The 11,635-nt window shown below is 70.3% G+C and carries 8 protein-coding genes; all 8 read left to right on the forward strand.

The window, feature by feature from the left end; all coding sequences use genetic code 11:
• Positions 1-98 precede the first annotated feature (98 nt).
• The 8 genes from metH to AB0C78_RS32985 all read left to right on the forward strand — a co-directional run bounded on the left by metH (position 99) and on the right by AB0C78_RS32985 (position 11,627).
• Positions 99-3,575 (forward strand): methionine synthase, encoded by a 3,477-nt coding sequence (gene metH, locus AB0C78_RS32950; protein WP_360755563.1) that lies wholly within the window; start codon positions 99-101, stop codon positions 3,573-3,575.
• The gene (locus AB0C78_RS32955; protein ID WP_360755565.1) at positions 3,572-4,285 is read left to right on the forward strand and encodes an HAD family phosphatase; all 714 of its coding nucleotides are present in this window, start codon (positions 3,572-3,574) and stop codon (positions 4,283-4,285) included. The genes metH and AB0C78_RS32955 overlap by 4 nt, the downstream gene beginning before the upstream one ends.
• Before the next feature lie 299 nt (positions 4,286-4,584).
• Positions 4,585-5,019 carry a hypothetical protein gene (locus tag AB0C78_RS32960; protein ID WP_151541554.1) on the forward strand — a complete coding sequence of 145 codons (435 nt, stop codon included), beginning with the start codon at positions 4,585-4,587 and terminating at the stop codon, positions 5,017-5,019.
• A gap of 430 nt (positions 5,020-5,449) precedes the next feature.
• The gene (locus AB0C78_RS32965) at positions 5,450-6,442 is read left to right on the forward strand and encodes an ABC transporter permease (protein ID WP_360755568.1); all 993 of its coding nucleotides are present in this window, start codon (positions 5,450-5,452) and stop codon (positions 6,440-6,442) included.
• Positions 6,443-6,497: 55 nt separating this feature from the next.
• Positions 6,498-8,258 (forward strand): ABC transporter substrate-binding protein, encoded by a 1,761-nt coding sequence (locus tag AB0C78_RS32970; protein ID WP_360755571.1) that lies wholly within the window; start codon positions 6,498-6,500, stop codon positions 8,256-8,258.
• A 104-nt stretch (positions 8,259-8,362) separates the two neighbouring features.
• Positions 8,363-9,376: an ABC transporter permease gene (locus AB0C78_RS32975; protein WP_360755573.1), complete on the forward strand. Its 1,014-nt coding sequence runs from the start codon at positions 8,363-8,365 to the stop codon at positions 9,374-9,376.
• Complete coding sequence (locus AB0C78_RS32980) at positions 9,376-10,446, forward strand: ABC transporter ATP-binding protein (RefSeq protein WP_360755576.1); 1,071 nt, start codon at positions 9,376-9,378, stop codon at positions 10,444-10,446. The genes AB0C78_RS32975 and AB0C78_RS32980 overlap by 1 nt, the downstream gene beginning before the upstream one ends.
• Before the next feature lie 122 nt (positions 10,447-10,568).
• Positions 10,569-11,627, forward strand: a complete 1,059-nt coding sequence (locus AB0C78_RS32985) for an ABC transporter ATP-binding protein (RefSeq protein WP_360755647.1) — start codon at positions 10,569-10,571, stop codon at positions 11,625-11,627.
• The last annotated feature ends 8 nt before the right edge of the window (positions 11,628-11,635 follow it).

Genomic DNA, 11,635 nt, shown 5'->3' on the forward strand with positions numbered 1-11,635 from the left:
TCCAACGCACACGCGGGCCGGCGGGCCCGGGCGGGGGCGTGTTCCGCCATGTGGACGGATCGGAGGGCTCCGGAGGCCCGCGGATAGTCTGGGATCCCATGAGCACTCCCGTTCCGCAGTCCCTGCGTCAGGCCCTGAAGGAGCGCGTCGTCGTGGCCGACGGGGGCATGGGGACGATGCTCCAGGACGCGGGACCCTCCCTGGAGGACTTCCAGGGCCACGAGGGCTGCAACGAGATCCTCAACGTCACCCGGCCCGACATCGTCCGAGCGGTGCACGAGGCGTACCTTGCGGCGGGCGTCGACTGCGTGGAGACCAACACCTTCGGCGCCAACCTCGGCAACCTCGGCGAGTACGGCATCACCGACCGGATCTTCGAGCTGGCGGAGGCGGGCGCCCGGATCGCCCGCGAGGCCACCGGCTCCTTCGCGACGCCGGACCGGCCCCGCTGGGTGATCGGGTCGGTCGGCCCCGGCACCAAGCTCCCCACCCTCGGGCACGTGGCGTTCGCCGAGCTCCGCGACGCCTACCAGCGGGGCGTCGAGGGCCTGCTGGCCGGAGGCGTCGACGCGGTCCTGGTGGAGACCTGCCAGGACCTGCTGCAGGCCAAGGCGGCGCTGATCGGCGCGCGCCGCGCCATCGCCGCCGCCGGCGGCGACACGGTGCTGATCGGGCAGGTGACGATCGAGCAGAACGGCGCGATGCTGATGGGCTCGGAGATCGGCGCCGCGCTGACCGCCCTGGAGCCGCTCGGCATCGACCTCATCGGGCTGAACTGCGCCACCGGCCCTGCCGAGATGAGCGAGCACCTGCGCTACCTCGCCCGGCACGCCCGGATCGGGCTGTCGTGCATGCCGAACGCGGGGCTGCCGGAGCTGACCGCCGACGGCGCCCGCTACCCGCTCACCCCCGGGCAGCTCGCCGACGCGCACGACGCGTTCACCCGCGACTACGGGCTGTCGCTGGTCGGCGGCTGCTGCGGCACCACCCCCGAGCATCTGCGGCAGGTCGTCGACCGGGTCCGCGGGCGGGAGGTCGCCGAGCGGCGGCCCCGCCCCGAGCCGGGCGCCTCGTCGCTGTACCAGCACGTCCCGTTCCGGCAGGACACGTCCTACCTGGCGATCGGGGAGCGCACCAACGCCAACGGGTCCAGGGCGTTCCGGGAGGCGATGCTGGAGCGCCGCTGGGACGACTGCGTGAAGATCGCCCGCGACCAGGCCCGCGACGGCGCGCACCTGCTGGACCTGTGCGTCGACTACGTCGGCCGCGACGGCGTCGCCGACATGAAGGAGCTGGCGTTCCGGCTCGCGACCGCCGCGACGCCGCCGATCGTGCTGGACTCCACCGAGGTCCCGGTGATCGAGGTGGGGCTGGAGATGCTCGGCGGCCGCGCCGTCGTCAACTCCGTCAGCTTCGAGGACGGCGACGGGGCGGGCTCCAAGCTGCGGCGGCTGATGCCGGTCGTCCGCGAGCACGGCGCCGCGGTCGTCGTGATGTGCATCGACGAGGAGGGCCAGGCCCGCACCGCCGCCCGCAAGGTCGCGATCGCCTCCCGGATGATCGACGAGCTGACCGGCCGCTGGGGGATGCGGATCGAGGACGTCGTCGTCGACTGCCTCACCTTCACCATCGGCACCGGCCAGGAGGAGTCGCGCCGCGACGCGCTGGAGACGATCGAGGCGATCCGCGAGCTGAAGCGCCGCCACCCGGACGTGCAGACCACGCTCGGGCTGTCGAACGTGTCGTTCGGCCTGAACCCGGCGGCGCGGATCGTGCTGAACTCGGTGTTCATGCACGAGTGCGTCGACGCGGGGCTGGACTCGGCGATCGTCCACGCGTCCAAGATCCTGCCGATGGCGCGGATCCCCGAGGAGCAGCGCAAGGTCGCCCTCGACCTGATCTACGACCGCCGTTCGGACGGCTACGACCCGCTGCACGCGTTCATGCAGCTGTTCGAGGGCGTCGACACCGCCGCGATGAAGGCCGACCGCGCCGCCGAGCTGCTCGCGCTGCCGCTGTGGGAGCGGCTGAAGCGCCGCATCGTCGACGGCGAGCTCGACGGCCTCGACGCCGACCTCGCCGAGGCCTTGACGCAGCGCCCCGCGCTGGAGATCGTCAACGACGTGCTGCTGGACGGGATGAAGACCGTCGGCGAGCTGTTCGGGTCGGGGCAGATGCAGCTGCCGTTCGTGCTGCAGTCCGCCGAGGTGATGAAGACCGCCGTCGCCCGCCTCGAACCGCACATGGAGAAGACCGAGGACGGCGGCAAGGGCCGGATCGTGCTCGCCACCGTCAAGGGCGACGTCCACGACATCGGCAAGAACCTCGTCGACATCATCCTGTCCAACAACGGCTACGACGTCGTCAACATCGGCATCAAGCAGCCGGTGTCGGCGATCCTGGAGGCCGCCCGCGAGCACCGCGCCGACGTGATCGGCATGTCCGGGCTACTGGTGAAGTCCACCGTGGTGATGAAGGAGAACCTCGAGGAGCTGAACGCCCGCGGCCTGGCGGGGGAGTGGCCGGTGCTGCTCGGCGGCGCCGCCCTCACCCGCGCCTACGTCGAGCAGGACCTCGCCGGCCTCTACGATGGCGAGGTCCGCTACGCCCGGGACGCGTTCGAGGGGCTGCGGCTGATGGACGCGTTCATGGCCGTCAAGCGCGGCGTCGAGGGCGCGAGCCTGCCGCCGCTGCGCGAGCGGCGGGTGCGGCGGGGCGCGACGCTCCAGGTCACCGCGCCGGAGGACATGCCTGCCCGGTCCGACGTCGCGACCGACAACAAGGTCCCCGAGCCGCCGTTCTGGGGCGACCGGGTCGTCAAGGGCCTCGCCCTCGCCGACTACGCCGCCTTCCTCGACGAGCGCGCCACCTTCATGGGCCAGTGGGGGCTGAAGCCGTCCCGCGGCGGCGACGGCCCCACCTACGAGGAGCTGGTGGAGGCCGAGGGGCGGCCCCGGCTGCGGATGTGGCTGGACCGTGTCCAGACCGAGGGCCTGATCGAGGCCGGAGTCGTGTACGGGTACTTTCCGGCCGTGTCGGAGGGCGACGACCTGGTCGTCCTCAACGACGACGGCTCGGAGCGGCAGCGGTTCACGTTCCCGCGCCAGCGCCGCGACCGGCACCTGTGCCTCGCCGACTTCTTCCGGCCCCGCGAGTCCGGCGAGACCGACGTGGTCGCGCTGCAGCTCGTCACCATGGGCCCGCGGATCGCCGAGGCGACCGCGGAGCTGTTCGCCAAGAACGCCTACCGCGACTACCTGGAGCTGCACGGGCTGTCGGTGCAGCTCACCGAGGCGCTGATGGAGTACTGGCACGCGCGGATCCGCGCCGATCTCGGCTTCGGCGGCGAGGACTCCGGCGACCTCGAGGACTTCTTCAAGCTCGGCTACCGCGGCGCCCGGTTCTCCTTCGGCTACGCCGCCTGCCCCGACCTGGAGGACCGCGCCAAGCTCGTCGGGCTGCTGGACCCGGGCCGGATCGGGGTGACGCTGTCGGAGGAGCTGCAGCTGGCGCCCGAGCAGTCGGCGGACGCGCTGGTCGTCCACCACCCCGAGGCGAAGTACTTCAACACGTGACGGCGCGCGGGGCGCGCGCCGGCGGCGACGAGGAGGGATGGACGATCTTGGGGGACGGTCACGGGGGCCTTCAGGCCGTGCTGTTCGACATGGACGGGCTGCTCGTCGACTCCGAGCGGGTCTGGCTGGAGGTCGAGTCGCAGGTGGTCGCGTGGCTCGGCGGGGAGTGGGGCGAGGAGCACCAGAAGGCGCTGGTGGGCGGGTCGCTCACCGTCGCCGCCGACTACATGCTGAGGCTGACCGGCGCGGACGTCCCGGCCGAGGAGGTCGGGCGGCGGATGCTGGACGGCATGCACGAGCGGCTGAGCGAGAGCGTGCCGCTGATGCCGGGCGCCAAGGAGCTGCTGGTGGAGCTGAAGGACGCGGGCGTCACCGCCGCGCTGGTGTCGTCCAGCCACCGGCGGCTGATCGAGCCGGTGCTGGACGCCGTCGGCCGGGAGTTCTTCGCGCTCAGCGTCGCGGGCGACGAGGTCGCGCGGACCAAGCCCGACCCGGAGCCCTATCTGACCGCGACGGCGCGCCTCGGCGCGGAGCCGGGCCGCTGCGTCGTGCTGGAGGACTCCCCGAACGGGGTGGCCGCGGGGGAGGCGGCGGGCTGCGTGACGGTCGCGGTGCCGAGCGTCCTGCCGATCCCGCCGGCGCCCGGACGCACCGTGGCGGCGTCGCTGCGCGAGGTGACCCTGGAACGGCTGTTCTCGCTGGTCGGATGAGGTTCCGGCGGCCGCCGGGACGGCCCGCTCGACCGGTTCGACGTCCAACCGTTGCGCGATGTTGATCTCTGCCGGGCGGGTACGCCGGCGGGAGCACCGGCCGCGCCGCCGCCTGCTCCCGTGGCGGCAGGGCGCGCCCGCGACCCCGGGGGGCGGTCCCTAGGGGACGGATCACGCCGGAGGAGGAGACCGCAATGTCCGGAAACCGTCCGCCGGGAGGAGCGTGATCGGCGCCCGGACGTGTGACGATGGAGGGAGCAGCGCCGGCAGAGCAGCACCGTACGGAGTGAGGGGCCGACATGAGCGACACGGCGATCGATCTGATCAGCCTCGGGGTGACCCTGGTCGGGCTGGTCATCAGCTGGGGGGTCTACCGGCGCCGCGGGGCGGCGTCGGGGATGCGCGGCGCCGCGCTGTCGCTGGTGCCGCTGGCCGCGGCGATGACCGGGGTGACCGAGTTCTTCGTCGACCTGGCGTTCAGCCCGGTGAAGTGGGCCGGGGTCGGGGTGGCGGGGCTGGCCGTCCTGCTCTACCTGACCTCGGGTGCGATGCTGAGCCGCCGCGCCGGGTCCGGCGACGCCGGCGGGAAGGCCGCGGCGCCCGGCGCGGGCGAGCCGAAGGCGGCGGGCCGCGCCGGCCGCAAGCCCAAGGGCGCGGTGGGCGGCGCGCAGCCGTCCGGCGACCCCGAGATGGCGGAGATCGAGAAGATCCTGCGCGACCGCGGCATCTCCTGACGCCCGGTCCCGGCGGGCCTCGCGGCGGGCCGGGACGTCCCCAGCAGGGGGCGTCCCGGCCCGCCGTTTCTGCGTTCCGGGGCGCTGACCTGCGGACGATCGATCTCAGAACGGACTCAGTACGGTAAAGCTTGCCGGTCTAGACCGCGTTCGTGTTGCGGAGCACGCCACAGGCGAACGTACTATTCGGGCGATTTGTCCGACGTGATGCCGAGCACGTGTGCCCGAGATGACGACGAGATCACAACTCAGATACGGGTACTGGCGCAGCCCGTCTCACGGATGGACAGTCGTGGCCGAGGGGCTACCTTTCCCTTCAGCAAACGCGGCGTAACGGGCACGGGGTCAGCGGATGATCTCCGCGACCGCCGGTCACCGCGCCGGCGGCGGCATGGCCGAACCAGTGGCCGGACGGTAGGAGGTACAGAGCGTGGCCGCACCCCTTGAGGTGACCGGGTCCGACACCGAGGCGCAGCCGGAAGCGGTCCTCGCCGGTGTCGACGGCAAGGCGATCCAGGGACGCTCCCTGGGACAGATCGCCTGGATGCGACTCAAGCGCGACAAGGTCGCGCTCGCCGGCGGCGTCATCGTGATCCTGCTGATCCTCCTGGCGATCTTCGGGCCGCTGCTGGTGCAGTCGCCGCTGGCCTACCACCAGAACCTGATCGACCCGACGTACAACCGGCCGAAGACCGGCATCTGGCACACCGGCATCAGCGCCGACCACCTCCTCGGAGTGGAGCCCGGCACCGGCCGGGACCTGCTCTCCCGGATCGTGCACGGCGCCCGGATCTCGCTGCTGGTGTCGTTCCTCGCGACGCTGCTGTCGGTGGTCATCGGCACGATCCTCGGCATCACCGCCGGCTACTTCGGCGGCTGGGTCGACATGCTCATCAGCCGGGCGATGGACGCCTTTCTCGCGTTCCCCCTGCTGCTGTTCGCGATCGCGCTGGTCGCCGTCATCTCCGACGGCTCGTTCGGGCTGACCGGCAACGGGCTGCGCATCGGCGTCCTCGTCGTCGTCATCGGCTTCTTCAACTGGCCCTACATCGGCCGCATCATCCGCGGCCAGACCCTCTCGCTGCGCGAACGCGAGTTCGTCGACGCGGCCCGCAGCATGGGCGCACGGAACTCCTACATCCTGTTCAAGGAGATCCTGCCGAACCTCGTCGCGCCGATCCTGGTCTACGCGACCCTGCTGATCCCGACGAACATCCTGTTCGAGGCGGCGCTGTCGTTCCTCGGCGTCGGCGTCATCCCGCCGACGCCGTCGTGGGGCGGCATGCTGACCCTCGCGGTCCCGATCTACTCCTCGGACCCGATGTACATGATCGTCCCCGGTGTGGCGATCTTCATCACCGTCCTCGCCTTCAACCTGCTCGGTGACGGGCTGCGGGACGCTCTCGACCCTCGGGCCAAGTGACCTCGGGTTCATCCGACCCGGCGAAATGAATGGGGTGCGCCTGCACATGAACAAGATGAGACCAATCGCGGCCCTCGCCGCCGGCGTGCTCGCCGCGGCGGGCCTCGCCGCCTGCGGCGGCGGTGACTCGGGCGGCTCGGGGAGCGGGCCGGGCTACGGCGCGGCCATCGACAAGATCGTCAACCAGTCGGACAAGAAGGGCGGCACGCTCCGCCTCGCGATGTCCGACGACTTCGACTCGCCGGACCCGGGCAACCAGTACTACGCGTGGGACCAGAACTTCTCGCGCCTGTACGGCCGCGGCCTGATGACGTTCAAGCCCGCCGCGGGCAAGGACAGCCTGAACGTCATCCCCGACCTGGCGACCGCGCCCGGTCAGATGGCCGACGGCGGCAAGACCTGGACCTACAAGCTCCGCACCGGCGTGAAGTACGACGACGGCACGGCGGTCACGTCCAAGGACGTCAAGTACGCCGTCGAGCGCAGCAACTTCACCGACGAGATGCAGCTCGGTCCGAAGTACTTCAAGACCTACCTCGTCGACAACAAGCCCGCGTACAAGGGTCCCTACAAGGACAAGAGCGACGAGGGCCTGAAGTCGATCGAGACGCCTGACGACAACACGATCGTCTTCCACCTGTCGAAGCCGTTCGCGGAGTTCGACTACCTGGTGGCGATGTCGCAGACGATCCCGGTGCCGAAGGCCAAGGACACCGGCCTGAAGTACGAGTCGTCGATCGTCTCCAGCGGCCCGTACAAGGTCGACAACTACACCCGCGGCAAGTCGATGACGCTGTCCCGGAACCCCAACTGGGACCCCAGCACCGACCCGATCCGCAAGGCGCTGCCCGACAAGATCGAGCTGCAGCTGAAGCAGAACGCCGACGACATCGACAACCGCCTGCTGGCCGGTTCGCTCGACATGGACGTCGCGGGCGTCGGTGTGCAGTCCGGCACGCAGCCGAAGGTGCTGACGCCGCAGCAGAAGCCCTACACCGACAACCCGATCCAGGGCTACCTGCGGTTCATGTCGCTGAACCAGCACGTCAAGCCGCTGGACAACATCCACTGCCGGATCGCCGTGCAGTACGCGACCGACAAGGTCGCCGCGCAGACCGCCTACGGAGGCCCGCTGGCCGGCGGTGACGTCGCGACCACGATCCTGCCCCCGTCGGTCGACGGCTACCGCAAGTTCGACCTGTACCCGCAGAAGCAGGCGGCGGGCGGCAACGGCCTGGACCAGGCCACGCTGGCGAAGGCCAAGCAGGAGCTCGCGGCGTGCGGCAAGCCGAACGGCTTCAGCACCAAGATCTCGGCCCGGTCCGACCGGCCGAAGGAAGTCGCGATGGCGCAGGCCATCCAGCAGGGCCTGAAGAAGGTCGGCATCAACGTCAGCATCGTGCAGTGGCCGGCCGGCGACTACTTCAACAAGTACGTCGGCGTCCCGAACTACGTGCACCAGCACGGCGTCGGCATGATGCTCATGGCGTGGGCGGCGGACTGGCCGACCGGCTACGGCTTCCTCTCCCAGATCGTCGACGGCCGGGCCATCAAGCCCTCCGGCGGCAACAACCTGGCCGAGGAGGACAACCCGAAGGTCAACGACGGTCTGGACCAGGCGATCTCCAGCCCGGACAAGGCCACCCGCACCAAGCTCTACGGCGACATCGACCAGATGGTCATGCAGGACGCCGTCGAGGTCCCGCTGATCTACGCCAAGGCGCTGCTGTACCGGCCGAAGAGGGTCACCAACGTCGGTATCACCATGGGCTATGGCGGAATGTACGACTACCTCAACATGGGCGTGGAGAAGTAATTCTCCCTCCGTCCGTGCGTTCATCTGAAGGCAGGTGAAGGCGATGCCCGCCGGCCGGTACCGGGCCCACAGGTCCGGCCGGCCGGCGGGTGGGGCCGCGAAGTGTGCTCGCATACATCATCCGGCGCCTCGTCGGCGTCGTTCTCATGCTGTTGCTCATCACCCTGGTGACCTTCGGCATCTTCTTCGGGCTTCCGAAGCTGGCCGGTCAGACCACCGACCAGCTCGCGGCGTCCTATGTCGGCAAGGCCCCGACGCAGGAGGCGATCGAGGCCACCAAGGAGCGGCTCGGCCTCGACAAGCCGATCGTGGTGCAGTACGGCAACTACCTCAAGGGCATCGTCGCCGGTGAGGACTTCAAGGCCGGACCGGTCACCGACCACTGCCCCGCGCCCTGCCTCGGCTACTCCTTCCGCACCAGCCAGCCGGTGCTCCCGACGCTGATGGACCGCGCCCCGGCGACCCTGGGGCTGGCCGTGGGCGCCGCGATCGTCTGGCTGATCGTCGGCGTGTCCACCGGTGTCGTCTCGGCGCTCAAGAGAGGCAGCCTCTGGGACCGCGCCGCGATGGTGGTGGCCCTCAGCGGGGTGTCGCTGCCGATCTACTTCACCGGCCTGGTGTCGCTGGCGCTGTTCTCCTACAAGCTGGGCATCTTCCCCGGCGGAGGCAGCTATGTCGGCTTCAGCCAGGATCCGGTGAAATGGTTCGAGTCGCTGGTGCTGCCCTGGGTCACCCTGGCGTTCCTGTACGCCGCGATGTACGCACGGCTCACCAGAGCGGGCATGCTGGAGACGATGAACGAGGACTACATCCGCACGGCCCGCGCCAAGGGCTTGCCGGAGAAGACGGTCATCACCCGGCACGCGCTCCGCGCCTCCCTGACGCCGATCCTGACCGTCTTCGGCCTGGACTTCGGGCTGCTGATCGGCGGCGCGGTGCTCACCGAGAACACCTTCAGCATCCCGGGCCTCGGGCAGCTGGCGATCAGCTCGATCGGCACCGGCGACCTGCCGATGGTGCTCGGCGTCACCACCCTCGCCGCCGCCTTCATCGTCGTGATCAACCTGATCGTCGACCTGCTGTACGCCGTGATCGACCCGAGAGTGAGGCTTGGCTGATGACCGACACCACGCCGGCCACGGGGCCCGCCACGGGCGCCGGTGAGGCTCCCACGGCGTTCCTCGAGGTCCGCGACCTGAAGATCCACTTCCCGACCGACGACGGTCTGGTGAAGTCGGTCGACGGGCTGTCGTTCCAGCTGGAGAAGGGCCGCACCCTCGGCATCGTCGGCGAGTCCGGCTCCGGGAAGAGCGTCACCAGCCTCGGCGTCCTCGGGCTGCACAACCGCCACAACGCGAACGTGTCCGGCGAGATCTGGCTGGACGGCCAGGAGCTCGTCGGTGCCTCGCCCGGCGACGTCCGCCGGCTGCGCGGCCGCAAGATGGCGATGATCTTCCAGGACCCGCTGTCGTCGATGCACCCCTTCTACACCGTCGGCGCCCAGATCATCGAGGCCTACCGGGTCCACAACGACGTGTCGAAGCAGGTGGCGCGCAAGCACGCCATCGACATGCTCGGCCGCGTCGGCATCCCCAAGCCGGACAAGCGCGTCGACGACTACCCCCACCAGTTCTCCGGCGGCATGCGGCAGCGCGCGATGATCGCGATGGCGCTGTCCTGCGACCCCGAGCTGCTGATCGCCGACGAGCCGACCACGGCGCTGGACGTCACCGTCCAGGCGCAGATCCTCGACCTGATCCGGGACCTGCAGGAGGAGTTCAACTCCGCCGTCATCATGATCACCCACGATCTCGGGGTGGTCGCCGAGCTGTCGGATGACATCCTGGTGATGTACGCGGGCCGCTGCGCCGAGTACGCCTCGGTGGAGGACGCCTTCCACAAGCCGCTGCACCCCTACACCTGGGGGCTGCTCGGCTCGATGCCGCGGCTGGACCGGGAGCGCACCGAGCGGCTCATGCCGATCAAGGGCACCCCGCCGAGCCTCATCAACGTGCCGCAGGGCTGCGCGTTCAACCCGCGGTGCGCCTACAAGGACCTCAACGGCGACAAGTCGACGACGGTGCGCCCCGAACTGGTCGAGGCGGTCCCGGGCCACAAGGTGGCCTGCCATCTCCCGCTGGAGAAGAAGCAGGAGATCTGGGAATCCGAGATCCGGCCGAAGCTGTGACGAGCACGGGTGGGAACAAGACTGTGAGCACTTCTGACACCGCCGCGGCGGGGACCACCGTCCCCGGCGCCGCGGAGACCTCCGCCGACGCGGCGGCGCCCCGTCCCATCCGGGACGGGGAGATGCTGCTGGAGGTGGACAACCTCGGCAAGCACTTCCCCGTCACCGCGGGGCTGCTGCGCCGGCAGGTCGCGGCGGTGAAGGCCGTCGACGGCGTGTCGTTCTCGGTCCGCAAGGGCGAGACCCTCGGCCTGGTGGGGGAGTCGGGCTGCGGCAAGTCCACCACCGGCCGGATGATCATGCGGCTGCTTGACCCCAGCTTCGGGAAGATCACCTTCGAGGGCGAGGACATCACCACGATGTCCCAGGGGCGGCTCCGGCCGCTCCGCCGCGACCTCCAGATGATCTTCCAGGACCCGTACTCGTCGCTGAACCCCCGCAAGACGGTCGGCGCGATCGTCGGGGCCCCGTTCCGGCTGCAGAACATCGCCACCGAGAACGGCGTGAAGAAGGCCGTCCAGGAGATCCTGGAGCTCGTCGGCCTCAACCCCGAGCACTACAACCGGTACCCGCACGAGTTCTCCGGCGGCCAGCGCCAGCGCATCGGCATCGCCCGCACGCTGGCGCTCAAGCCGAAGCTGATCGTCGCGGACGAGCCGGTGTCGGCGCTGGACGTGTCGGTGCAGGCGCAGGTCGTCAACCTGCTGGAGGACCTGCAGGACGAGCTCGACCTCACCTACGTGGTGATCGCGCACGACCTGTCGGTCGTCCGGCACATCTCCGACCGGGTCGCCGTCATGTACCTCGGCAAGATCGTCGAGATCGCGGACCGCAACGACCTGTACGAGCGGCCGATGCACCCCTACACCAACGCGCTGCTGTCGGCGGTGCCGGTCCCCGACCCGAGCGAGCGCGGGAACCGGCAGCGGATCCGGCTGCAGGGCGACGTGCCGAGCCCCCTCGACCCGCCGCCCGCGTGCCGGTTCCACACCCGCTGCTGGAAGGCGCAGGACATCTGCAAGCAGGTCGAGCCCCCGCTGATCGAGCTCAGCCACGGCCACCAGGCCGCCTGCCACTTCCCGGAGAACACCACCGTGTCGGCGACCGACGAGGTCGCCAAGGCCGCGGTGGCGCCCGGCGCCGCCCCGGCCGGCGAGACCGACGCCGAGACCGGCGAGTAGCCCCCGCC

It is taken from the genome of Actinomadura sp. NPDC048394, assembly GCF_040651755.1.
In the GTDB taxonomy this organism is placed as follows: domain Bacteria; phylum Actinomycetota; class Actinomycetes; order Streptosporangiales; family Streptosporangiaceae; genus Spirillospora; species Spirillospora montaniterrae.